This window comes from Flavobacterium cheongpyeongense, assembly GCF_003202435.1.
Classification (GTDB): Bacteria; Bacteroidota; Bacteroidia; order Flavobacteriales; family Flavobacteriaceae; genus Flavobacterium; species Flavobacterium cheongpyeongense.
On record NZ_QJHK01000006.1, the window covers coordinates 78,950 to 104,443 of the forward strand.

Sequence of the window (25,494 nt, forward strand, 5' to 3'; positions counted from 1 at the left end):
TTTTATTGATTTATTTCGTTAATCATTTGATTAGGGACTGATGTTTTTGATAGTCGGATAACCTTTCTATTAAATAATTAATTCCCTTAATTCCTGTACCAAATTTATTGCGAATACAGAGCAGATTTAATGATAAAAATCATAGTCAAAATTATTTTAAAGAACTATACTAGTAAGTAGGCGTGATGTTTTTTGCTTAAACAAACTTTGGTAACACCTTTTGGACTTTACATTTATTTGATTTTAAATTATTTGTGCGTTTAAAACTAATTGCGGTATAAGAAGTTTTTTTACTTTTTATAAAGTTTTATTTCGGTTTAATAATTGAGATTTTCCTAAAATAACTTAAAAAAATGTGCTTTTTCGGTAAGAATGACTTTAGAAAGTATTAAAAAAGGACAAAAGTGATTAAATTTGCACCATGCAAATTGAGAAAAAAGACATAAGAGCCTTATCAAAAGATCAGTTACGGGAGTTTTTTGTCGCCAATAATGACAAAGCCTTTCGTGGAAATCAGGTTTATGAGTGGTTATGGAGCAAGGGAGCACATAGTTTTGATGATATGACCAATGTTGCAAAACCTACAAGGGCAATGTTGGAAAATAACTTTGTAATCAATCATATTAAGGTTGATACCATGCAGCGAAGTACTGACGGAACGGTCAAAAATGCTGTTCGTTTGCATGATGGTCTGGTTGTAGAATCTGTTTTAATTCCTACTGACACCAGAACAACAGCCTGTGTTTCGAGTCAGGTTGGCTGCAGTCTGGATTGCAATTTTTGCGCAACAGCCAGATTAAAAAGAATGCGAAATCTGGAACCGGGCGAAATTTACGATCAGGTTATCGCTATTGATAAAGAAAGTCGTTTGTATCACAATCATCCGCTTTCGAATATTGTTTTTATGGGAATGGGAGAACCTTTGATGAATTATAATAATGTCATTAAAGCCATCGATATGATAACTTCATCTGAGGGTTTAGGAATGTCGCCAAAACGAATCATGGTTTCCACTTCAGGAATTCCAAAAATGATTAAAAAAATGGCAGATGATGATGTGAAATTCAAATTGGCAGTTTCATTACATTCGGCTATTGATGAAGTTCGTGCGCGAATCATGCCTTTTAGTAAAAATTTTCCTTTAAAAGATTTACGTGAAGCTTTGGAATACTGGTACAGAAAAACAAAGAGCAAAATCTCTTACGAATATGTGGTCTGGAAAGGAATTAATGATGATAAAGCTTCTGTAGATGCTTTGGTTAAATTCTGTAAATATGTGCCTTGCAAAGTCAATTTAATCGAATACAATCCTATCGATGATGGCGAGTTTCAACAGGCTTCTGAAGAATCTATTATGACTTATATAAAAGCATTAGAAAATATTGGAGTAGTGGTAAAGGTACGCCGAAGCCGCGGTAAAGATATTGATGCTGCTTGTGGTCAACTGGCGAATAAAGAAGGTTAAATCTTCTATAAAAAGCCTTCAAAAGTAGTTTTCGTGTGCCGGATTTTATTTTCAAAGTAGTATATTTGAAGCCGAAAATGAATATTACTTCTCAAATAAAACAGCCTATTTTTCATGAAATGGAACTTTTCGAAAAAAAGTTTCATGAATCGATGACTTCAAAAGTTGCATTGCTAAACCGTATCACCTATTATATTGTAAATCGTAAGGGGAAACAGATGCGTCCGATGTTTGTTTTTCTGACTGCGAAAATGGTTTCCGGAGGTTTTGTCAATGAACGAACCTATCGTGGTGCTTCTGTTATTGAGCTGATTCATACCGCAACTTTAGTTCACGATGACGTGGTAGATGACAGTAATCGCCGTCGTGGCTTTTTCTCCATCAATGCACTTTGGAAAAATAAAATTGCCGTTTTGGTTGGGGATTATTTGCTTTCAAAAGGACTTTTGCTTTCAATTGATAATGGCGATTTTGATTTACTTAAAATTATTTCTGTTGCCGTTCGAGAAATGAGTGAAGGCGAATTACTTCAAATAGAAAAAGCCCGAAGACTTGATATTACCGAAGATGTATATTACGAAATCATCCGTAAAAAAACAGCTACACTTATTGCTGCCTGTTGTGCACTTGGCGCCAAATCAGTAATTGAAGACGATCTTCAGGTCGAGAACATGCGCAAGTTTGGTGAATTAATCGGAATGGCTTTTCAAATTAAAGACGACTTGTTTGATTATAGCGAAGAAGCCATCGGTAAACCAACCGGAATCGATATTAAGGAACAAAAAATGACTTTGCCTTTAATTCATGTGTTAAATACCTGTACCCCGCAGGAAAAAAAGTGGCTGATAAACTCCATCAAAAACCACAACAAAGACAAAAAACGCGTAAAAGAAGTGATTGCTTTTGTAAAAAACAAAAATGGTCTGGCTTACGCCGAAAACAAAATGGTTGAATTCCAGCAGGAAGCGCTTTCATTACTTCAAAACATCGAAGATTCTGAATATAAAGATGCTTTGACTCTGATGGTGAACTACGTTATTGAGAGAAAGAAATAGTTTTGTAAATTAAGATAATTAGAAAATTTATTTAATCAGATAATTGGTTTTATTTGACTGTAAATCAATTTCTTTTTTTTTTTTGGAAAAAAATCACACTCTCATGCAACCATTTCGAAACGATAATCGTCTATGCTAATAGAAGTCTGTTTCTAAACCAAAACCGAAAAGCTTATTAATGAAAATTATTCAGTTATATCACGAAGAAGCTAAAATCATAAAGCTGGCTGTCGAAAATAATCGACAAGCACAACAGCAGATTTATAGTCGGTTTTCTTCAAAGATGTTAAGTGTATGCCGACAATATATAAAGGACATTCAGTTGGCAGAAGATGTAATGATTACGGCTTTTATGAAAGTGTTTACCAATTTAAACAAGTTTGAACAGAAAGGAAGTTTTGAAGGATGGATTCGCCGAATTATGGTGAACGAATGTATCTCTTATTTGCGAGTTCAGAAAAAAGTAAAATTTGCTGAGGATGAATTTTTTGTTGAAGAAAGTTTCAACGAAATCGACAGTCAGTTTACTGTTGATCAGATACAATATTTGATTGATACTTTGCCGGACGGGTACAAAATGGTTTTCAATTTATATGCAATTGAAGGTTATAAACACAATGAAATTGCGAAGATGCTTGGGATTAATGAAGGAACATCAAAATCGCAATTATCGCACGCCAGAAAGATGCTGCAAACACAAATTACTATTTTAAAAAAACAAGATAATGGAACCGAATAATTTTGAAAAGGATTTCCGTGAAAAACTAAATCAACGCAAAATTGAACCAAGTGATAAAGTCTGGGGCCGATTGGATGCCATGTTGTGTATTGCAGAGGAAAAGAAGCCTAAAAAGAAAAATAAATGGTTGTATATCGCAGCCAGTTTTGCTGCATTTTTATTGATTGGAACCTTCTTTTTCAATCAAAAGAATAGTACAATTGAAATGCCTAAAAAGACTGTTGTTATTAAAGAACATGTTCAAAAAGATTCGGTAGAAAACCAAAATCGTATAACAACAGATCCAATTGAAAACCAAATCGTGACTTCGGAAAAAGAATCAAGTCAAAACAGAGGAAATTCAATTAAAGAAGAAGAAAAAAAATTAATTCAAAAATCAAATAAAACTATTAAAAATGGAAACAATCAAATAGCGGAGTCTTCAGTCATCATCAAAAAAAATCAGGAAAAACAATCAATCAACAATCAAACTGTAGTTGCCGAAAACACGAAAAACTCAAATGTTGACCAGTTATTAGAAACGGCTGATCATAAGGTTATAGCCGAAAATTCGGCTAAGCCAAAAACGAAAATAAAAGTCAATGCCAACAATTTACTGAATCAGGTCGATGGCGAACTCGAGCTTTCGTTTCGGGAAAAAGTAATTGCAAGAGTCAATAAAAACTATCAAACCGTAAAAGTTGCTGTCGCTAATCGAAATCAGCAGGAATAATTTCAAAATACAATGTCAATTACAATATCAATATCAATAACAATGTCAACAGTGTTATAATTAATAGCAATAATAAAGAATATAATCATCAATCAATCAATTTTAAAAAATCAATTATGAAAAATTTTACCATTTATCTCGTTATTCTGGTCTTCTTATTTGTCAGCAAAGTATTGGGACAGGAAACTTTTGAATCTAAAGCAAAACAAATTGCAAATAAAATCGAAAAAGTTACTAAGGAAGAGAAAGAAAAGCTGAAAGAAGAAGTTGAAACTATTAATGTACAGCTTTCTGAAGGCAAAATCAGCCAGGAACAAGCCGACAAACGTAAAAAAGAATTGGCAGAGGCAAGGGCAGTAATCATCGAAGAAAAAGTAACGCTGGCTCAAAACGAATTAAACGATTTAGTACAACAAAAAGTAGACGGAAAAATACAAGAGCAGGACTCTGCCAAAAAGCACAGATTAGTTTTTCATTGGGATGAGAAAAATTGGGGCAATAATAAACACAAAGATTCTATTTATAGCGAAAAAAGAACAACTTCACAATTTGTTTTTGCAATGGGGTTAAATAACACAATGGCCGATGGCAAATTACAGGATTCGAATTATAATTTTAAAGGGTCACATTTTTACGAATGGGGTTTTACATATAATTCCCGATTAATGAAAAACGACAATCTCCTGCATGCAAAATACGGACTTTCTTTAATGTACAATAACATTCGTCCTACAGATAACAGGAGTTTTGTGGTTAATGGAGATCAGACCAATCTTGAAATAAACCCTGTAAATTTAAAAGAATCACGTTTTAGAAATGTATATCTGGTGTTGCCAGTTCATTTAGAGTTTGATTTTAGCAAGCCTAAAGAAAGAAATGGTAATACTTATTTCAGAACACATAAAAGTTTCCGTTTTGGAGTTGGAGGGTATACAGGAATCAATGTAAAATCAAAACAAATATTAAAATTTGAGGAAGATGACTTGAAATACAAATCAACAATAAAGGGTGATTATAATGTAAATAATTTTATTTACGGGTTAAGTTCCTATATCGGTTACAAAGAATTGAGTTTGTATATGAAATACGATTTAAATCCATTATTTCAGGATAATTTAATTAAAGAGAATAACATTTCATTAGGCTTAAGATTTGATTTTAATTAAGAATACAATTTGGTTATAGTTCGTAGAAAGCGCTTCGAAAGAGGTGCTTTTTTTATACTAAATCATTCAATTTTAAAATAGGATTTGTGTACTTTTACAGGCTTTCAACTTTAAAAATATTTTACATTTTGATTTCACAAAATACGATAGATACTGTTTTTGAAACTGCTCGTGTAGAGGAGGTTATTGGTGATTTTGTCAATTTAAAACGTGCCGGAAGTAACTTTAAAGGCCTGAGTCCATTCTCTGATGAACGTTCTCCATCGTTCATGGTATCACCTGCAAAAGGGATATGGAAAGATTTTAGTACAGGAAAAGGCGGGAATTCTGTAAAATTCCTGATGGAACATTCACAATTTACCTATCCCGAAGCCATTCGCTATCTGGCCAAAAAATACAATATTGAAATTGAAGAAACCGAACAGACAGATGCTGAAAAGGCCATCACGGATGTTCGCGAAAGTATGTATCTGGTTTCAGAATTTGCTGCCAAATATTTTAATGATGTTCTTTTAAATTCAGAAGAGGGAAAAGCCATAGGGCTTTCGTATTTTAAGGAAAGAGGTTTTACAAATGAAACGATTAAAAAATTTAGTTTGGGATATTCTCCGGAAACCTGGGATGCTTTAACCAAAGAAGCTTTAGGGAAAGGCTATAAACTGGAATTTCTGGAAAGTACCGGTTTGACAATTCCAAGAGAAGACCGGCCTTTTGACCGTTTTAAAGGGCGTGTAATGTTTCCAATTCAAAGTATGTCTGGACGTATTTTGGGATTCGGAGGGCGTATTTTAACGAATGATAAAAAAGCAGCAAAATACCTGAATTCTCCTGAAAGTGATATTTACCATAAAAGTAAAGTCCTTTACGGGATTTTTCAGGCCAAACAATCCATCGCAAAACAAAATAATTGTTATTTGGTCGAAGGTTATACAGATGTTATCCAGTTTCATCAGTCCGGAATTGAGAATGTCGTGGCCTCTTCCGGAACTGCCTTAACACCAGATCAGATTCGTTTAATTAACAGGCTTACCCGAAACATCACCGTACTTTTTGATGGAGATGCTGCAGGACTCCGTGCTGCAATCCGGGGGATTGATTTGATTCTTGAAGAAGGAATGAATGTTAGGGTTTGTGCATTTCCGGACGGAGAAGATCCCGACAGTTTTGCCAGAAAAAATTCTTATGAAGATTTAGTTGCGTATCTGGAGCAAAACAGTAAAGATTTTATCCAGTTTAAAGCTTCAATTTTAATGGGCGAAGCAAAAAATGATCCTATAAAAAAAGCCGATTTGATTCGGGATATGGTTACTAGTATTTCTAAAATTCCAGATCGAATTCAGCGTGAAGTATATGTACAGGAGTGTGCCAGAATCATGGATATTTCTGAGCAGGTACTGGTAAGTACACTCGCACAGCTAACACAAAAAGAGATTGCAGAAGCCGGTAAAAAGCAAAAACAAGAGCAAAAGGCATTTGAAGTTCATAGAAATAATTATTCGCCGGATGATCCCAGATATTATGATGACCCAACTTATCCCGGAGATACGCAACAACCATCTGAAAAAACAGATATTTTGTACGGTCTGGAAAGAAAAATCATTGAAATTCTATTACTCTATGGAAGCGTTACCGAAAATTTTGAAGACGTTTTCTTAAAGGCCGATGAAGAAGGAAATGTAAAAGAGGTTACAGAAAAAAGACAGTATAGGGTTTATGAGAAAGTTTACCTCAGCTTACAAGAAGATGAAGTAGAATTGTCAAATCAATTATTTCAAAGCATTTTTAATGATATAATTGATTTTTATAATCAGAACGAAACCTTTAGTTTAGATAAATATCTGATGCACCTGCAGCCGGAATTTGCTCAGGAAGTAACCAATATTTTAATGGAAGATGAAAGGCTGACCATTCATAACTGGGAAGGACAAAACATTTTTCCAAAGCATAAAAATGCAACCATAGAGCAGAATGTTTCCGATACTATTTTTTCAATGCGGTGGTATTTAATTTCTAAAATTATTCATGAATTAAAAAACACTTTATTAAACGATCCGCAGGAAGATAATTCAGAAATATTATCCATGGTTGTAGATTATTCTAAACTCCTTAATAATTTTTCGAAAAAATTGGGAAGGGTTATCGTTCCTTATCATTCATAAAAAAAGCTCTATATTTTTTTTAATATAGAGCTTTACGTTTTGATGATTTACTAAAGTAAATCAGTCATTTTGTTTAAATAATTTCTAAAGTCTTAGCCTTATTTACTAAATCAACTAAATTGGTAACATTCAATTTAGTCAATAGTCTTAGTTTATAAGTACTAATTGTTTTTTCGTTCAGGTTTAAAATTTTAGAAATTTCATTGTTTTTCTTACCGTCACTTAAGTAACGTAAAACTTCAATTTCACGATTGGAAAGTTTTCTGTACAAACGTTCACTTTTGCTTTGTTTAGCAATAAGTGCCATGTTTTTACGTACAGTTTCGTTAATAATAACTTTTCCTTCGTGTACCTTAATAATTGAAACACCCAGTGTTTCAAGTTTTTCCGTTTTGTGTACGTACCCGGAAACACCCGCTTTGATTGCATTAGGAGCATACATTTGCTCGGCCAGATCGCTAAAGATTACAATTTTCGTTTTTGGGAAATTTTTCAGGATTGACTTTACTTCAAAGATGCTTGAAAGACCTTCTAATTCCAAATCCAGAATTAGAATGTCAATCTCCTTCGTTTGGAGAATGTCTCTTACCATTGAAAAATTACCTACATTGGCGACAATTGAAATTTGGTCATGGTCTTTAAAATACGACTTAACGCCAAAGTGAGTCACAGGGTGGTTGTCTGCTAGACATACTTTAATCATAATTTTACCTTTTTAGAATTGTACATTGTTTTTGGAGCTGTAAAATTAATAAATAAATTCTGTAGTTTATCGCTGACAAATGTTAAAAATTTTTATTTTAACGTTTTTGGTATCATACACACAGGTATCTCTTCCATTTTATGCTTGTTATTGGTGTTTAGACGCTTATAGATTTCAAAGACAATTTTTTCTCTTCCGTTATAGTCAGTAGCTGTATTTCCTGCTTCTTCGGCGAGCATTGCCCATTCCAGTTCGTCATAACTTGCGCCCAATTGGTCTTCGTCTGTTCTGTTGTCTCCAAACAAACCATCTGTAGGGGCGGCTGTTAAAATTGAGGCAGGAATTGTTAAAAATTCCCCAAGAGCATAAACATCAGACTTCATTAAATCGGCAATTGGACTCAAATCAACACCACCGTCTCCATATTTAGTGTAAAAACCAACACCAAAATCTTCTACTTTGTTACCTGTGCCTGCAACTAAAAGGCCATGAATTCCGGCTAAATAATATAAAGAAGTCATTCTGATGCGTGCACGTGTATTGGCTAATGATAAATTTACTTTCGTTTCGTCTTCAGTAACAGGAACTGCACTTTTAAATGCTTCAAAAGTTGCGGTTAAATCTGTTTCAACAGATGAAACATTAGGAAACCGTTTTTTTAGTTGTTCAATATGTTCCTTTCCTCTCAAAACCTGATTTGGTGCCTGATGAATAGGCATTTCAACACACAGGACTTTTAATCCTGTCTGAGCACATAATGTTGATGTGACAGCAGAATCAACTCCACCGGAAATTCCAATTACAAAACCATTCACTTTTGCATTGTTAGCATAATTTTTCAACCACTCTACAATGTGGGCATTTACTTTTTCTGTTTGAATAGTGCTTTTTTTAGCCATAATAATTCAAGTTTTAAGGTGTAGGGATGTATATTTGCAAAAATATTTTTAAGTATATGTTTACTAAAGATAAGTAACACAAATCTAATTAAAATAAAATGAAAATATGTCGCTTTGTAGTGGTTCTATCCCTGTTTTTTTTATCATGTGATCAAAAAAACAAAATAGAAAAGGCAGTTGAAGAAATTCCGGTTGATATTAAGGTAGAGCGTTTTGATAAAGTTTTTTTTGAAACTAAACCTGAAGATTTAGCAAAGGTAAAAAAACAGTACCCATTCTTTTTTCCGGCTGGAAATGATGATTCGGTCTGGCTTCAAAAAATGCAGGAACCTATCTGGAGAGAGGTTTATACTGAAGTTCAGAAAAAATATTCCAATTTTGAGCCTGTTCGTCAGGAATTTAACAAGCTCTTTCAACATGTAAAATATTATTTTCCTAAAACAAAGACACCTAAAGTTATTACGGTAATTGGAGAGATGGATTATAATGCCAAAGCTATTTATGCAGATAGTCTGGTTATAGTTGCTTTGGAGTTGTATTTGGGTAAAGACCACAAATTCTATCAATTTCCAAATTATATGAGACAAAATTTTGAAGAAAGACAAATTATGCCAGATGTCGTTTCGAGTTTTGCTTATAGAAATATTCCTGCCTACGATGATAAAAATCTGGTTTCCCAAATGATTTTCGAGGGGAAACAATTGTACGCCAAAGATTTGCTTTTGCCAGAATATACAGATGCTGACAAAATTGGTTACACACCAGAACAAATAAAATGGTGTGAAGAAAATGAGGCCTATATGTGGCGTTATTTTATAGAAAAAGAAATGTTATATAGTGTAGATCCTAAATTAACTGGTCGTTTTATAGCTCCTGCTCCGTTTTCTAAATTTTATCTGGAAATAGATAATGATTCACCTGGAAGGGTTGGTGCTTGGATCGGTTGGCAAATGGTTCGTTCGTATATGAAAAATAATGCTGTAACTTTACCAGAATTATTGAAAACAAATGCTAAAGAAATTTTCGAAAAGTCAAAATACAAACCTAAGAAATAATGTCAGATACAATAAACTCAGAAATTAAATTCAATATACAATTAGACGAAAACCGAGTGCCTGAAAAATTAACATGGAGTGCTCAGGATGGTGGGGTTCAGGATGAAGAAGCAAAAGCAATTATGCTTTCTATATGGGACAGTAAAGCCAAAGAAAGTATGCGAATTGATTTGTGGACAAAAGATATGCCGGTAGATGAAATGAAAATTTTCTTTCACCAAACATTAGTTGCAATGTCGGATACTTTTAAACGCGCTACAGATGATGAAAAAATGGCAGACACAATGAAAGATTTCTGTGATTATTTTGCAGAAAAATTAGAATTAACCAGATAGTAAATTCCAATAAAATACAAATTTCAAATCCTAATGATTTAACTCAGGATTTGAAATTTTTTTTCTCCTGATAGGTAGGTAAGCGTTTTACAGGTTTGATTGAGTTTTTCTTGATATCATTTATAATTTTTCTGTAGCAACCCATTATCACTACAGATGTGGGTTGGTTTGTAATACTAAGGTCTTCTTCGAGACATCCTCCGGCTGCTTTACAGTATATTATTTCGCCACGATTCAAATCATATACTTCTAAAATAATTTCGGCGTATGTCATTTGTTTTTTATAGTAAAAATGATTTTTAAATTCAAAATTACTAAACTCGTTTTTTGCGTTTTTACATTTTATATTTACATAATAATCAGAATCAGCTGCTTTTTTGAGTTCTAAAATTGCTGATTTGTCTAATTTTAAAGGGACTTGCTTGGTTGCGAAATATTTTCGTTCGGCCATCGAATACTTTACTCTTCTTCCTAAGTATTTTGAAAAGTCAGCCATTACATAATGAGTCAGCTTTGTTTTTGTATTTTGATCAACTTCGATATCGCCGATAAGCCATGTACCTTTAGTAAAATCCAAACTATTCACATTGTCTGTACTATGTAAAAAGTAGTGAGTGACGTTACAGGAAGATAAAAGTAACAAAAGTAAAAGACAAATATTTTTCTTCATAAAAGAATCATTAATTTTGGTCAAATATAATTTAAAAAAAATAATGCCTAAAGGTTATTCTTTAAAATAAAAAATCAGATTCAAAGAATTTGCCAATAATAAAGAATTCCAAGGTTGATATTTAAAATGGAATTTTAATTTACCATTCTTCTTTTTAGAATTAAAACCCTGAGTTGTTTTTGAAAACCTCCTGATTCACTTCGTCAATATAAGATAATAGCTCTTGCTTTCCTGTTGATTCTGTAGATGAGGTTACAAAATACTGAGGCATTTCGGCCCAGTTATTGGCAAACATCTGTTTTTTGTAAGCGGCAATATGCGAATCTGTTTTTACTTTACTAATCTTATCAGCTTTGGTGAATATAATACAAAACGGAATTTCGCTTTCACCCATATACGACATAAATTCAATATCTATCTTTTGAGCCTCGTGTCGAATGTCAATCAAAACAAAAGCACAAACTAATTGTTCTCTGGTTTCAAAATAATCCGTAATAAATTGCTGAAAAACTGATTTGGTTTTTTTAGAAACTTTTGCATATCCATAACCCGGTAAATCGACCAAAAACCAATTGTTGTTAATCTTGAAATGATTGATTAGCTGTGTTTTTCCTGGGCGACCTGATGTTTTTGCTAAATTTTTATGATTAGTTAGCATGTTGATTAAAGAAGATTTTCCAACATTAGATCTTCCTATAAAAGCATATTCAGGTAAAAATTCCTGCGGGCATTTTGCAACTTCAGAATTGCTGACAATGAATTCGGCAGTAGTAATTTTCATGTTTTTGAGTTTTAAAACTTCTAAATTCGTAAGTCTAGATACTAGAAAAATTCTTTTTAGTAAGCCATTCTTCTAGAATTTCATTAAATTCCTCAGGATGTTCCATCATAGCAGCGTGACCGCATTTGTCAATCCAGTACAGGGTTGAATTAGGTAATAATTTATCAAACTCTTCGGCAACATTTGGAGGTGTTACAGAATCGTTTTTGCCCCAAATGATACAGGTTTCTACTGTCATTTTTGGTAAATCTTTGGCCATATTATGACGAATTGCACTCTTGGCAATCGTTAATGTTTTAATCAGTTTGATGCGGTCATTGGCTGTTGCATATACTTCATCAATAAGATCAGGAGTGGCAATTTTTGGATCATAAAATACATCTTCAGATTTCTTTTTGATGTATTCATAATCGCCTCTTCTTGGGTAGCTGTCTCCCATTGCGCTTTCGTAAAGTCCTGAACTTCCTGTTATTACAAGTCCTGCTACTTTTTCAGGATATAATTTAGTGTGGTAAAGGGCGATATGTCCCCCTAATGAATTTCCTAGTAATATAACTTTGTCAAAACCTTTAAAATTGATGAAATCTTTAACGTATTTAGCAAAGCTTTTTACGTTCGTTTTTAGGATACTCTGCGTGTATATTGGCAAATCCGGGATAACAACTTTGTAACCTTTGGTTGGGAAATATTGTGCTACACCGTCAAAGTTACTTAGACCTCCCATTAATCCGTGAAGAATTACGATAGGAGTTCCTTCTCCAGCTTCAAAATAGCTGTATTTGCCTTCTTTTTTGTAGTGTTTGTCCATTTAATTTAATACCAATTTCAATTTGGACAAATATAGGGTTTAATAAATAAAAATGAATTTTTGCTGTCATTTTTTAACTACATAATTTTAGTAGAATTTATAAATGTTTAAAAATCAGGTTTTAGAGTGCTTTTTGTTGAATCTTGAAAATGTTAAAATCATTGCATTATAATTGTTTTTTTAAGAGAAAGACTATTTAATTTTTACAAATATTTCTTGAATTTATTTGCAAACTGATTAATGTGTAAAGTATTGATTGTCCATTAATTAAGTGATAAGGTGTGAAAGTAGGTAAACTTATCAACAAAGTGGTATATAGTGGTAAAATGTGGTAATATTTTTTATATTTTTGCTGTATAACATGTTAATTGATTTTCTTGAACACTATTGTAGGAACATATGAGTGTAAAGTCGATGCTAAAGGAAGGCTAATGATACCAGCGCCTTTAAAAAAGCAATTGACTTCATCTCTTCAAAACGGATTTGTTTTGAAGCGCTCTGTTTTTCAACCGTGTCTGGAGTTGTATCCAATGGAAGAGTGGGATTTGATGATGCAAAAAATCAACAAGCTGAATCGTTTCGTAAAAAAGAATAATGATTTTATCCGAAGATTTACTGCAGGAGTTAAAATAGTAGAGATTGATGCATTGGGAAGATTGTTAGTTCCAAAAGATTTGGTTTCTTTTTCAGGTATTTCAAAAGATGTGGTTTTTTCATCTGCGGTTAATATTGTGGAGATTTGGGATAAGGATTTATATGAAAAATCAATAAGCGGCGAAGATATGGATTTTGCAGATTTAGCCGAAGAAGTAATGGGAAATATTAATGACGACGACAATGGAATATCATAATCCGGTTTTACTTCATCCAACAGTTGATGGTTTAAATATTAAGCCTGACGGAATATATGTAGATGTTACGTTTGGTGGCGGAGGTCATTCAAAAGAAATTTTGAAGCGATTAGGACCAAACGGAAAGTTATTTGCTTTTGATCAGGATGAGGACGCGCTTGCAAATGCTTTACCGGATGAAAGATTTACTTTGATCAATGAAAACTTTAGGTTTATAAAAAGATTTTTACGTTTTCATGGTGTAAAAAGTGTAGACGGAATTTTGGCAGATTTAGGAGTTTCATCGCATCAGTTTGATGTTCCGGAAAGAGGTTTTTCGACAAGGTTTGATGCGGAACTCGATATGAGGATGAGTCAGAAAAATGATTTGAATGCGTATCGTGTCGTTAATGAATATGATGATGCCAATTTGAGAAGGGTATTTCTGGACTATGGAGAATTGAAAAATGCCCCTGTATTGTCTAGGACAATTATAGAAGCCAGAGAGCATCATGCAATCAAAACTACTGATGAATTGAAAGAAGTTTTAGCGAAATATTTACCTGAAAGAGTTCGAAATAAAATATTGGCTCAGATTTATCAGGCTATCCGGATTGAAGTAAATCAGGAAATGGATGTTTTAAAAGAATTTATTGAGCAATCATTAGAGATTTTAAAACCGGGCGGAAGGTTTTCTGTAATATCCTATCATTCCTTAGAAGACAGGCTAGTAAAAAGATTCATTAAAAACGGAATGTTTGAAGGCGAGCCGGAACGTGATTTTTTTGGAAATTTTTCTGTTCCGTTTAAAACCATCGGAAAATTGATTGTTCCGGATGATGCAGAAATTAAAATAAACAACAGGGCTAGAAGTGCAAAATTAAGGGTAGCTGAAAAGATATAATATAATAGGTAGAAAATGAAAAGTGGCGTATTTAGCATATTAAAAGCAAGGTTTCTGATTAACGATGATGCAATTAAAAACTGGAGATTCATTGTTTTTATCATTCTGCTTGCTATAATAATGATTGCAAATACACAACGATACGAACAAAAGGTTTTTGAAATTGCAAAACTCAACAACGAAGTAAAAGAATTGAGATCTGAATTTGTAGACCGACGTTCAGAATTGATGAAGTTAAAAATGGAGTCCACTATATCGGATAAAATGCTTAAAAAACAGATTTATCCCTCTACTGTTCCTCCGATAAAGATAGAAGTTAAAAAAGAAGAAGAAAAAAGTTTCTTTAAAAGAATATGGCAGTAGACGATAAACATATATCCTACAGAATTTATCTCGTAGCAGTTTTCATCTTTTTGATGGCAATTGCTATTGTTGTTAAGTTGACCAATATTCAATGGGTAGAAGGAGATTATTACAGAAAACTGGCGAAACAGCGAACGGTTAGAAATTTTGTAATTCCGGCCAATAAAGGAAATATTTACTCTGCTGATGGAAGTTTACTGGCAACATCAATACCTAATTATGAAATTCGTTTCGATTCAAAAGCACCAAAAGAAGAGAACTTCGAAAAGTATGTAAAGCCTCTTTCAGATTCTTTAGCGATTGTATTTGGCAGACCAAGTGGCTATTATCAAAATGAGCTAAGAAAAGCAAGGCAAAATAAAAACCGGTATTATTTGATTGCACGTAATTTAAGTTATACTGATTATATGAGAATTAAAGGCTTTCCGCTATTTAATTTAGGGGCTTTTAAAGGAGGAATTATTATTGAACAGGAGACAGTTAGAAAACATCCAATAGGGAAAATTGCTGAAAGAACAATTGGCTACGACCGAATTGATCCTGCAACGGGAGTAGAGGTTGGGAAAGGAATCGAGTGGGCATTTAAAAGTTATCTGAACGGAAAAGACGGTAAAATTTTAAAACAAAAAATTGCCAAAGGACAATGGAAGCCAATTCGTGATGTAAACGAAGTTGATCCAATTGATGGTTACGATGTAATTTCAACAATTGATGTTTTTATTCAGGATATTGCACATCACGCCTTATTGAAACAGCTTCAGGATTACGAAGCTGATCACGGATGTGTAGTTGTGATGGAAACCGAAACAGGTTATGTAAAAGCGATTTCAAATTTAGGAAGAGCAGAAGACGGGACTTATTATGAAACTACCAATTATGCTGTTGCTGAATCTCACGAGCCGGGGTCAACTTTTAAATTAGTTGATTTAATGGCGATTTTAGAAGATAAGGTTGCAGATACAAGCACAGTTTTTGACAGTCATAACGGAGTGGTAAAATATTACGGTCGCAGCGTTCGTGATTCGCACAATGGAGGTTATGGAAAAGTTTCTTTAGCACGTGGATTTGAACTTTCTTCAAATACAGTTATGGTGCAGGCGGTTTATGATAATTACAAAAGTAATCCGTCAAAATTTGTAAATCATATTAGAAATTGGGGATTGGATAAAACTTTAGGATTGCATTTTAAAGGTGAGGGAAGGCCAGTTATTCCGCATCCGGGAGATAAAAGCTGGTCAGGAACTACACTTCCGTGGATGGCTTTTGGTTATAATGTTTCAGTTACCCCAATGCAGACTTTGACATTTTATAATTCGGTTGCCAATAATGGTGTAATGGTAAAACCACAATTTGTTTCTGAAATTAAAGAGTGGAATAAAACAATCAAGAAGTTTGACACAGAAATAATAAACCCAAAAGTGTGTTCGGAAGAAACGCTAAAAAAAATAAAAGCTGTTTTACAGAATGTGGTTAAAAAAGGAACAGGTTCTAAGTTGTATTCGAAAGATTTTTCGATGGCAGGAAAAACAGGAACGGCTCAGATGAACTATGGAGGAAAAGAAGGAAAATCAGCTTTATATTATGCATCTTCCTTCGTTGGATATTTTCCGGCAGATCACCCAAAGTACTCTTGTATTGTGGTGGTTCATAAACCCAATACATCAAAAAATAATTATTTCGGAGCTGATGTTGCAGGGCCGGTTTTTAAAAGAATAGCCCAAAAGATTTTTACTGATGCGCCTTCAACAAATAAAATTAAACGTTTGGATTCTAAAATTCCAAAACAGGAATACAGTTATGACAAGTTTGATATAGAATCCAATAAAAAAACAAAACTGATTCCGAATTTAAAAGGAATGCCAGGAATGGATGCTATTGCCTTACTAGAGAATCTGGATTTAAAAGTAAAAGTGATCGGTATCGGAAAAGTAAAAAAACAGTCTGTACAGCCTGGACAAAGATTTAATAAAAACACAATTATAGTATTAGAATTATCGTGAAAATACTAAAAGACATATTATATAAACTAGCTATTGAATCTGTAACAGGTTCAACAGATATTGCTATTCAAAAAATCGATTTTGATTCAAGAAAAATTAAGGAAAATGATGTTTTTATAGCCATTCGCGGAACTCTTTCAGATGGTCACGACTACATTGAAAAAGCAATTCAGTCAGGTGCAACTGCTATTATTTGCGATGCGTTACCAGAAAATGTTGAAAAAGGGATTACATACATTCAGGTAAAAGACACCAATACGGCTTTGGCTTTTATGGCAGCTAATTACTTCGAAAATCCTTCTGAGAAATTAAAACTAGTAGGTGTTACAGGTACAAACGGTAAAACTACTATTGCGTCATTATTATTTCAATTGTTTCAAAAAGCAGGTTTTAAGGTTGGTTTACTATCAACAGTCAAAATAATGGTTGATGAATCAGAATATAAAGCAACTCATACAACACCGGATTCAATCACTATTAATCATTATTTGAATGAAATGATTGAGGCCGGAGTAACACACTGCTTTATGGAAGTAAGCTCGCACGGAATTCATCAAAAAAGAACGGAAGCCCTGCATTTTGTAGGTGGAATTTTTACAAACCTTTCTCACGATCATTTGGATTATCATCCGACTTTTGCAGAATATAGAGACGTTAAAAAATCTTTTTTTGATTCATTGCCAAAAACAGCTTTTGCTTTATCAAACATTGATGATAAAAACGGACCTGTAATGCTGCAGAACACAGTAGCAAGAAAATTTACGTATGCTTTAAAAACATATGCCGATTTTAAAGCGCAGATTTTGGAAAGTCAATTGTCAGGTTTATTATTAAAAGTGAATGATAATGAAGTTTGGGTAAAACTGATAGGTACTTTTAATGCTTATAACATATTGGCTATTTATGGAACGGCAATCGAATTGGGTATGGATAGTCTTGAAGCGTTGCGCTTGTTGTCTGATTTAGAGAGTGTTTCCGGACGGTTTCAGTATATCGTATCAGAGAGCAATGTTACTGCAATTGTTGATTACGCACATACTCCCGATGCTTTGGAAAATGTTTTAAAAACAATTAATGACATCAGAACTAAAAATGAACAATTAATTACCGTAGTAGGTTGTGGAGGAAATAGGGATAAATCCAAAAGGCCAATCATGGCTCAAATTGCCGCAAATTTAAGTGATAAAGCAATTTTGACAGCTGATAATCCAAGAAATGAAGATCCTGAAGTGATTTTAGATGACATGGAAGAAGGTATTGAAGCTCATAATTATAAAAAGATACTGAGAATTACAGATAGAAAGCAGGCAATAAAAACGGCTTGTCAATTAGCACAAGCAAACGATATTATTTTAATTGCAGGTAAAGGTCATGAAACTTATCAGGAAATAAATGGTGTCCGTCACCATTTTGATGACATGGAAACGGTAAAAGAAATTTTGGAACAACTAAAAAAATAAAAAAATAGAAATTGCACATTCCAAAATCCACAGCTCATGTTAGGATTTTAGAAATGGAATTTAATTCGAAATTGGAATAAAAAAAATAAGATATGCTATACTATTTATTTGAATATTTAAACAAAACATTGGATGTTCCCGGAGCAGGAGTATTTCAGTACATTACTTTCAGATCAGCTTTGGCCTTTATGCTTTCGTTGCTTTTGTCAACAATTTACGGAAAAAGAATTATAAACTTTTTACGCCGCCAGCAAGTAGGAGAAACTGTTCGTGAGTTAGGGCTAGCAGGTCAAAATGAAAAAGCAGGTACTCCAACAATGGGAGGATTGATCATCATTTTTGCTACTCTAATACCTGTTTTGTTATTTGCCCGTTTGCATAATATTTATATTGTATTACTTATTGTTACAACACTTTGGATGGGTACAATAGGTTTTGTGGATGATTATATTAAAATATTCAAAAAGGATAAAGAAGGACTTAAAGGTAAATTCAAGGTTATTGGTCAGGTTGGTCTTGGTATTATTGTAGGATCCGTTCTTTATTTTAATCCGGCTGTTACAGTGAGAACAGATACTGGTTATAGTGAAAGTTTCAAAGCCACTAATACCACGACTGTTGTTCTTCAGGCTCCTGTTGAAGAAAAATCAACTGCCACTACAATACCTTTTGTAAAAAACAATGAGTTTGATTATGCTGAAATTTTAGCGTGGACTGGTGAAGGCTATGAAAAATGGGCCTGGTTGATTTTTATTCCGGTTGTTATTTTTATTATTACTGCAGTTTCTAATGGAGCTAATTTGACTGATGGGATAGATGGTCTTGCAGCAGGAACTTCGGCCATATCTGTCTTGGCACTTGGGATATTTACGTTTGTTTCGGGTAATATCATTTTTTCTAATTACCTCAATATAATGTATATCCCCAATTCAGGAGAAATGACCGTTTTTATTTCTGCTTTTGTAGGTGCTTTGATTGGTTTTCTTTGGTATAATTCTTATCCGGCATCTGTTTTTATGGGAGATACGGGAAGTCTAACCATTGGAGGGATTATAGCAGTATTAGCAATTGCTGTTCGTAAAGAAATATTAATTGTTTTGTTTTGTGGAATTTTCCTGGCAGAAAGCGCTTCAGTAATTATTCAGGTGGCTTATTTTAAATATACTAAAAAGCGTTTTGGAGAAGGCAGAAGAATTTTCCTGATGTCGCCTTTGCATCATCATTATCAGAAAAAAGGATATCATGAAAGTAAAATCGTGACGCGTTTCTGGATCGTAGCTGTCATGCTGGCAATATTGTCAATTGTTACTTTAAAATTGAGATAGATGAGTAGATTGGTAGTATTAGGAGGAGGAGAAAGCGGTGTCGGAACCGCAATACTCGGAAAGAAAAAAGGATATGATGTTTTTGTATCTGATTTTGGGAAAATAAAGGAAAGTTATAAAGAAGTTCTTGTAATTAATGGAATTGCCTGGGAAGAAGAGCAACACACAGAAGATCTGATTTTGAATGCCGATGTCGTCATGAAAAGCCCGGGAATTCCAGAAAAATCTCCCATAGTAAAAAAGCTCGTCGCTGCCGGAATTAAAGTAATATCAGAAATCGAGTTTGCAAAGCCTTACACCGAAGCATTGACAATCGGAATAACAGGGAGTAATGGTAAAACCACGACAACAATGTTAACGCATCATTTGCTAAAATCAGCAGGATTAAATGTTGGTTTAGGTGGCAACATAGGAAAAAGTTTTGCATGGCAGGTTGCCGAAAATAAATATGATGCTTACGTGCTCGAATTAAGCAGTTTTCAGCTCGATGGAATAATAGAGTACAGACCGGATATTGCCATAATAACCAATATAAGTCCAGATCATTTAGATCGTTACGATTATAAATATGCGAATTATATTAATTCAAAGTTCAGAATTACAATGAATCAGACAGAAAGTGATTATCTGATTTACGATGCCGATGATGAAGCAACTACAGAATGGTTAAAAAACAATAAAACAAAAGCTAAATTAATTCCTTTTTCACTGACTAAAAGTTTTGACGAAGGAGCTTCTATAAATAACAATAAAATGGAAATAAAGATCAACCAGGAAGAGTTTACAATGGAAACAGAATACATTGCGTTAGAAGGAAAACATAATATTAAAAATGCAATGGCAGCAAGCTCTGTAGCAAAATTGATGCAAATCAGAAATGCAACAATTCGCGAAAGTTTATCAAATTTTCAAGGTGTTGAACACCGCTTAGAAAAGGTTTTAAAAATTCAAAATGTACAGTACATCAATGACTCAAAAGCAACAAATGTAAATGCTACTTTCTTTGCTTTAGAAAATATGAATGTACCAACAGTCTGGATTGTGGGTGGTGTTGATAAAGGAAATGATTACAATGAATTAATGTCATTGGTTCGCGAAAAAGTAAAAGCAATTATTTGCTTAGGGATTGATAATCGCAAAATTATCGAAGCTTTTGGTGATGTAGTTGATATTATGGTAGAGGTAAACAATATGAATGATGCTGTGAAAACAGCTCAAAGATTAACTGAAAAAGGAGATACGGTATTATTATCTCCTGCCTGCGCAAGTTTTGATTTATTCGAGAGTTACGAAGACAGAGGAAAGCAGTTTAAGCAAGCGGTACACAACTTGTAAAAAAATTTGTTCCAGGTTTTAGGTTTCAAGTTAGGATGAACTTGAAACCTAAAACAAGAAATACTTGAAATTAAAGATTATGAAAGAGCTAGTTAACAAATTAAAAGGAGATAGAGTAATATGGTCATTCGTGGCTTTATTAGCGCTGTTTTCGTTTATGCCTGTTTTTAGTGCGAGTAGTAATTTGGCTTACATCGGTCATGGAACCGGAAATACTTTAGGGTATTTGGTCAAACATCTAGCCCATATTTGTATTGGTTTTTTGATTATCTATTGGGTGCATAAAGTGCCATACCATTATTTTAGAGCCATTTCAAAAATTGCCTTGCCTGTTGTTTGGTTTTTGTTGCTTTACACATTGTTAAAAGGAACTGTAATTGCCGGTGCAAATGCAAGTCGTTGGATCCAGGTGCCTTTTATTGGTATTACATTTCAGACGTCGACTTTGGCAGCAATCGTTCTTTTTATATTTGTAGCACGTTATTTATCAAAAACAAAAGACAGCAATGAACCTTTTCAGGTTTCATTAATACAGCTTTGGTTGCCGGTTTTTATAACACTGGCACTTATTTTACCGGCAAACTTTTCGACCACAGCGTTGATTTTCGCCATGGTAATAATGCTGACTTTTATTGGTAAATATCCATTAAAATATATTGGTTTCATTATTGGTTCAGGTGTTGCAATGCTGATATTTTTCTTATTGGTAGCAAAAGCATTTCCAGATTCAAGGTTCTTCAGCAGGGTATCAACTTGGGAAAGCCGTATTATGAATTTTACCACAGACAAACCTGATGAAGATGATTATCAAATTGAGAAAGCAAAAATTGCTATCGCATCGGGAAGATTAGGAGGTTTAGGTCCAGGGAAAAGTGTTCAGAAAAACTTTCTACCGCAATCATCTTCTGATTTTATTTATGCGATTGTAGTAGAAGAATACGGACTAGTTGGAGGAGTTTCAATCTTGCTTTTATATTTGTTGTTGCTTTTCAGATTTGTAATTGCATCGCATAAAGCAAATACACTTTTTGGAAAATTAGTGGTCGTAGGGCTTGGTTTTCCAATGATATTTCAGGCAATGATTAATATGGCAGTAGCTGTTGAATTATTGCCGGTAACAGGACAAACGCTCCCGCTTATAAGTAGTGGTGGTAGTTCTATCTGGATGACTTGTTTCTCTTTGGGAATTATTATCAGTGTGACTAAAAAAGAAGAAGAAATTGCAGAAGAACAACAAGATAAAGAAAGAAGAAAAGAAGCACTTCAAAGGCTAATTGATAAAGAATTATCAGAGGAAGATTTACCTGCTGATGAAATATATAAAGAAGAGGGAATGTATTCGATCGAAGATAATTCCGGAAATCCGATGAATGCAGTATTAAATAAATAAAATTGAGAAGAGAATAGTTTTTAAACACTATACTTTAAAAAAATATGACACAATATAAATTCATACTAAGCGGTGGCGGGACAGGAGGACATATTTATCCTGCCATTGCGATTGCAAATGAGTTGAAATTACAATTTCCTGATGCTGAATTTCTTTTTGTAGGTGCCAAAGATAAAATGGAAATGCAAAAAGTACCTCAGGCTGGTTACGAAATAAAAGGTCTTTGGATTGCCGGTTTACAAAGAAAGTTAACATTACAAAATATAATGTTTCCTTTAAAATTAGCAGCAAGTTTGCTAGAGTCAAGAAGAATTATTAAGCAGTTTAAGCCGAATGTAGTAATCGGAACTGGTGGTTTTGCCAGTGGACCTTTATTGCAGGCAGCCGGTTCAGTAGGAATTCCAACCGTTATTCAGGAACAAAATTCTTTTCCGGGAATTACCAATAAATTATTAAGTAAAAAAGCAAATTCGATTTGTGTAGCTTATGAAAATTTAGAAAGATTTTTTCCAAAAGAAAAAATCATTTTGACAGGAAATCCCGTTCGCCAGGATTTAATTGATATAGATAGTAAAAGAAGCGAAGCAATTACTTTTTATGGCTTAGATCCAAATAAAAAAACATTGTTGGTTCTGGGAGGAAGTTTAGGTGCCAGAAGAATCAATCAGTTGATTGAGAAAGAACTGCAGAATTTTGTTTCGCAAGAGGTACAGGTAATTTGGCAATGCGGAAAACTATATTTTGAGGATTATAAAAAATACAATCAGCCAAATGTAAAAGTGGTTGATTTCATTGAAAGAATGGATTTTGTTTATGCTGCGTCAGATTTGATTATTTCGCGTGCAGGTGCTTCCTCAGTTTCTGAATTATGCATTGTGGGGAAACCGGTAATTTTCATTCCGTCGCCAAATGTGGCCGAAGATCATCAGACCAAAAATGCTCAGGCAATTGTAGAAGCAAAAGGAGCCATTTTATTAAAAGAAACAGAATTAGAAAGTGAATTTAGTATTGTTTTTGAAGCTTTATTGAAAGACTCAGAGAAGCAGCATCAATTAAGCGAGAATATTAAAAAATTAGCTAAGCCAAATGCTACGAAAGTTATAGTAGACGAAATTAAAAAGTTGTTATAATATAACTTTAATTGATAATTATAGAACACGATAAAGAATTCAGAACGCTATTTTTAAGTGTTTTGAGTTATTAAAATAAAAACACACAAAAGCTTAATTACTAATTTCTTATAAATGTGTAAATAGCTCAAAATTAAAAATTGAAATGAATTTAAATCAAATACAAAACGTTTATTTTATAGGTATCGGAGGAATCGGTATGAGTGCTTTGGCCCGTTATTTCAAGTATATCGGAAAAAAAGTTTCAGGATACGATAAAACGCCTTCAATGCTTACAAGTGAATTAATCGAAAGCGGTATTGATATTCATTTTGAAGATAATATAGGACTAATTCCTAACGACTATTATGTAGAAAATACTTTAGTGATTTTTACACCTGCCGTTCCTATAACACACTCAGAGTGGAATTATTTCATCGAAAGAAATTATCAGGTCAAAAAACGCGCCGAAGTTCTGGGGATTATCACAAAAGACACATTTTGCTTTGCTGTGGCAGGCACACATGGAAAAACTACAACATCTAGTATTTTAGGTCACATCCTGCATGAAAGTGGAGCAGATGTTACGGCATTTGTAGGTGGTATTGTAGAGAATTATAACTCTAATTTGATTGGAAGCGGAAAAACCGTAACAGTTGTAGAAGCAGATGAATTTGACAGGTCATTTTTGCATTTGCATCCCAATATTGCCTGTGTTACATCAATGGATGCAGATCATTTAGATATTTACGGAACAAGTGATGCAATTGAAGCATCATTTATAGAATTTGCTTCAAAAGTCGAAGACAGAAATAAATTGTTTATAACAAAACAGCTGCCTCTTGATGGAATGCAGTGTGCTATAAATGAAGATGCAGTATATAAAGCGTATAATATCCGAATTGAAGAAGGAAGCTATGTTTTTGATGTGAAGACACCATCAGAGATTATGAAGGATTTGCGTTTTGGACTTCCGGGAAAACATAATTTAATGAATGCTTTAATGGCTATTGCGATGTCAAAAACTTTTGGTACTGCAACAGAGGCTATTGCAAAAGCACTTGCTTCTTTTAACGGAATCAGAAGACGTTTTTCATACCAGATAAAAACAGAAAAATTAGTTTATATAGATGATTATGCCCATCATCCAACAGAAATAAATGCTGTTCATCAGGCGGTTACAGAGTTGTATCCCGGACGAAAAGTATTAGCCGTTTTTCAACCGCATTTATTTAGCAGAACAAGAGATTTTGCAGATGGATTTGCAGAAAGTTTGTCAGCTTTTGATGAAGTGTTTTTAATGGATATCTATCCAGCACGCGAATTACCGATGGAAGGAATTACATCAGAATGGCTGATGACAAAAATGACAAATCCTAACAAAAAAATTGTTGCAAAAAATGATTTATTAGCGCAGATTAAAGCCAGTGATGCGCCAATAATTGTAACCATCGGAGCTGGTGATATTGGAGAAATGGTTCCGTCAATCAAAAAAACACTAAATGAAAATATTTAATTGGACAAATATTCGATTGATTCTCATTTTTGGACTTGTTCTTTTTTTGTATTCGTTTGCCCAGCATCGAAACGGAGATAGAAAACTCAAAAAAGCTATGGTTGTTTTTGTAGGAGAAAATACGCTTTTTGTGAAGCCGGAAACGGTTAATAAATTGTTGATAGAAAATAAAAGAGACGCTTCCAGTATCCGAAAAGATGAAGTAGATTTGAACAAAATTGAAAAAATCCTCGATGCACACGACATGATTGAAAAGTCAGATGTTTTTGTAAGTATCGATGGAGTTCTCAAAGCGCAGGTAAAACAGAGAACACCAATAGTAAGAGTTTATGATGGTGTGAGCTCTTTCTATGTTGATTATGAAGGAAATAAAATGCCTTTGTCTGACAATTTTACGGCGCGGGTTCCTCTTGTTTCGGGGACAATAAATAAAAAAAATAACGAAGATTTAGCTGCCCTATTTCGCACAATTTATGACGATGCGTTTTTGAAAAAAAACATCATTGCAATAGAAATTATGCCTAATGGTAGCTTAAAGATGTTTAATAGAAATTATAATTACTTCATTGATTTTGGAAGAACGATGAATATGGATGAAAAATTCAGGAATTATAAAGCCTTTTTTCAAAAAGCTGTTTTAGACAGTTCGTTATATAAATATAATAAAATTGATCTCAGGTTTACGGAACAAGTAGTTTGCACAAAATAGTAGAAA

General features: G+C 33.6%; 24 protein-coding genes. 19 read left to right on the forward strand and 5 right to left on the reverse strand.

The window, feature by feature from the left end; genetic code table 11:
- Nucleotides 1-421: 421 nt before the first annotated feature.
- The 6 genes from rlmN to dnaG all read left to right on the forward strand — a co-directional run bounded on the left by rlmN (nt 422) and on the right by dnaG (nt 7,296).
- Nucleotides 422-1,465, forward strand: coding sequence for a 23S rRNA (adenine(2503)-C(2))-methyltransferase RlmN (gene rlmN, locus DMB65_RS08945; protein ID WP_110306310.1), 1,044 nt, complete (start codon nt 422-424; stop codon nt 1,463-1,465).
- A gap of 77 nt (nt 1,466-1,542) precedes the next feature.
- On the forward strand, nt 1,543-2,520 hold the full coding sequence (locus DMB65_RS08950) for a polyprenyl synthetase family protein (protein WP_110306311.1): 978 nt from the start codon (nt 1,543-1,545) through the stop codon (nt 2,518-2,520).
- Between the two features lie 178 nt (nt 2,521-2,698).
- On the forward strand, nt 2,699-3,259 hold the full coding sequence (locus tag DMB65_RS08955; protein WP_110306312.1) for an RNA polymerase sigma factor: 561 nt from the start codon (nt 2,699-2,701) through the stop codon (nt 3,257-3,259).
- Nucleotides 3,246-3,971, forward strand: coding sequence for a hypothetical protein (locus DMB65_RS08960; RefSeq protein ID WP_110306313.1), 726 nt, complete (start codon nt 3,246-3,248; stop codon nt 3,969-3,971). Before DMB65_RS08955 ends, DMB65_RS08960 begins: the two co-directional genes overlap by 14 nt.
- 116 nt (nt 3,972-4,087) lie before the next feature.
- Entirely contained in the window at nt 4,088-5,137 is a 1,050-nt protein-coding gene (locus tag DMB65_RS08965; protein WP_110306314.1) for a hypothetical protein, read from the forward strand.
- A 128-nt stretch (nt 5,138-5,265) separates the two neighbouring features.
- Nucleotides 5,266-7,296 carry a DNA primase gene (gene dnaG, locus DMB65_RS08970; RefSeq protein WP_110306442.1) on the forward strand — a complete coding sequence of 677 codons (2,031 nt, stop codon included), beginning with the start codon at nt 5,266-5,268 and terminating at the stop codon, nt 7,294-7,296.
- Between the two features lie 73 nt (nt 7,297-7,369).
- On the opposite strand, the gene DMB65_RS08975 is transcribed toward dnaG, so the two are convergent.
- Nucleotides 7,370-7,999, reverse strand: coding sequence for a response regulator transcription factor (locus tag DMB65_RS08975; protein ID WP_007810686.1), 630 nt, complete (start codon nt 7,997-7,999; stop codon nt 7,370-7,372).
- A 92-nt stretch (nt 8,000-8,091) separates the two neighbouring features.
- Nucleotides 8,092-8,898: an NAD(+) synthase gene (gene nadE / locus DMB65_RS08980; RefSeq protein WP_110306315.1), complete on the reverse strand. Its 807-nt coding sequence runs from the start codon at nt 8,896-8,898 to the stop codon at nt 8,092-8,094.
- Between the two features lie 98 nt (nt 8,899-8,996).
- Here nadE and gldB point away from each other — a divergent pair, with 98 nt between their 5' ends.
- A complete protein-coding gene (gene gldB / locus DMB65_RS08985) occupies nt 8,997-9,953 on the forward strand; it encodes a gliding motility lipoprotein GldB (protein ID WP_110306316.1) in 957 nt (318 codons plus the stop codon).
- Nucleotides 9,953-10,288, forward strand: a complete 336-nt coding sequence (gene gldC, locus DMB65_RS08990; RefSeq protein WP_165834903.1) for a gliding motility protein GldC — start codon at nt 9,953-9,955, stop codon at nt 10,286-10,288. The genes gldB and gldC overlap by 1 nt, the downstream gene beginning before the upstream one ends.
- Before the next feature lie 43 nt (nt 10,289-10,331).
- On the opposite strand, the gene DMB65_RS08995 is transcribed toward gldC, so the two are convergent.
- The 3 genes from DMB65_RS08995 to DMB65_RS09005 all read right to left on the reverse strand — a co-directional run bounded on the left by DMB65_RS08995 (nt 10,332) and on the right by DMB65_RS09005 (nt 12,547).
- Complete coding sequence (locus DMB65_RS08995) at nt 10,332-10,958, reverse strand: hypothetical protein (RefSeq protein WP_123955304.1); 627 nt, start codon at nt 10,956-10,958, stop codon at nt 10,332-10,334.
- A gap of 160 nt (nt 10,959-11,118) precedes the next feature.
- A complete protein-coding gene (gene yihA, locus DMB65_RS09000) occupies nt 11,119-11,739 on the reverse strand; it encodes a ribosome biogenesis GTP-binding protein YihA/YsxC (RefSeq protein WP_110306318.1) in 621 nt (206 codons plus the stop codon).
- A 34-nt stretch (nt 11,740-11,773) separates the two neighbouring features.
- Nucleotides 11,774-12,547: an alpha/beta fold hydrolase gene (locus DMB65_RS09005; protein ID WP_110306319.1), complete on the reverse strand. Its 774-nt coding sequence runs from the start codon at nt 12,545-12,547 to the stop codon at nt 11,774-11,776.
- Between the two features lie 377 nt (nt 12,548-12,924).
- Here DMB65_RS09005 and mraZ point away from each other — a divergent pair, with 377 nt between their 5' ends.
- The 11 genes from mraZ (at nt 12,925) to DMB65_RS09060 (ending at nt 25,488) form a co-directional block, all read left to right on the forward strand.
- The gene (mraZ, locus tag DMB65_RS09010; protein ID WP_110306320.1) at nt 12,925-13,398 is read left to right on the forward strand and encodes a division/cell wall cluster transcriptional repressor MraZ; all 474 of its coding nucleotides are present in this window, start codon (nt 12,925-12,927) and stop codon (nt 13,396-13,398) included.
- Nucleotides 13,373-14,281, forward strand: a complete 909-nt coding sequence (gene rsmH, locus DMB65_RS09015; protein WP_196239570.1) for a 16S rRNA (cytosine(1402)-N(4))-methyltransferase RsmH — start codon at nt 13,373-13,375, stop codon at nt 14,279-14,281. The genes mraZ and rsmH overlap by 26 nt, the downstream gene beginning before the upstream one ends.
- Nucleotides 14,282-14,296: 15 nt before the next feature.
- The gene (locus DMB65_RS09020; RefSeq protein WP_110306321.1) at nt 14,297-14,644 is read left to right on the forward strand and encodes an FtsL-like putative cell division protein; all 348 of its coding nucleotides are present in this window, start codon (nt 14,297-14,299) and stop codon (nt 14,642-14,644) included.
- Complete coding sequence (locus DMB65_RS09025; protein WP_110306322.1) at nt 14,635-16,644, forward strand: penicillin-binding protein; 2,010 nt, start codon at nt 14,635-14,637, stop codon at nt 16,642-16,644. The genes DMB65_RS09020 and DMB65_RS09025 overlap by 10 nt, the downstream gene beginning before the upstream one ends.
- Nucleotides 16,641-18,104 (forward strand): UDP-N-acetylmuramoyl-L-alanyl-D-glutamate--2,6-diaminopimelate ligase, encoded by a 1,464-nt coding sequence (locus DMB65_RS09030; protein ID WP_110306323.1) that lies wholly within the window; start codon nt 16,641-16,643, stop codon nt 18,102-18,104. The genes DMB65_RS09025 and DMB65_RS09030 overlap by 4 nt, the downstream gene beginning before the upstream one ends.
- Before the next feature lie 92 nt (nt 18,105-18,196).
- On the forward strand, nt 18,197-19,429 hold the full coding sequence (gene mraY / locus DMB65_RS09035) for a phospho-N-acetylmuramoyl-pentapeptide-transferase (protein ID WP_110306324.1): 1,233 nt from the start codon (nt 18,197-18,199) through the stop codon (nt 19,427-19,429).
- Nucleotides 19,430-20,764 carry a UDP-N-acetylmuramoyl-L-alanine--D-glutamate ligase gene (gene murD / locus DMB65_RS09040; RefSeq protein WP_110306325.1) on the forward strand — a complete coding sequence of 445 codons (1,335 nt, stop codon included), beginning with the start codon at nt 19,430-19,432 and terminating at the stop codon, nt 20,762-20,764.
- 79 nt (nt 20,765-20,843) lie between these two features.
- The gene (locus DMB65_RS09045) at nt 20,844-22,154 is read left to right on the forward strand and encodes an FtsW/RodA/SpoVE family cell cycle protein (RefSeq protein WP_110306326.1); all 1,311 of its coding nucleotides are present in this window, start codon (nt 20,844-20,846) and stop codon (nt 22,152-22,154) included.
- A 44-nt stretch (nt 22,155-22,198) separates the two neighbouring features.
- Complete coding sequence (murG, locus tag DMB65_RS09050) at nt 22,199-23,284, forward strand: undecaprenyldiphospho-muramoylpentapeptide beta-N-acetylglucosaminyltransferase (protein ID WP_110306327.1); 1,086 nt, start codon at nt 22,199-22,201, stop codon at nt 23,282-23,284.
- Nucleotides 23,285-23,429: 145 nt separating this feature from the next.
- A complete protein-coding gene (murC, locus tag DMB65_RS09055) occupies nt 23,430-24,779 on the forward strand; it encodes a UDP-N-acetylmuramate--L-alanine ligase (protein WP_110306328.1) in 1,350 nt (449 codons plus the stop codon).
- Nucleotides 24,766-25,488 (forward strand): cell division protein FtsQ/DivIB, encoded by a 723-nt coding sequence (locus DMB65_RS09060; protein ID WP_110306329.1) that lies wholly within the window; start codon nt 24,766-24,768, stop codon nt 25,486-25,488. Before murC ends, DMB65_RS09060 begins: the two co-directional genes overlap by 14 nt.
- Nucleotides 25,489-25,494 lie beyond the last annotated feature (6 nt).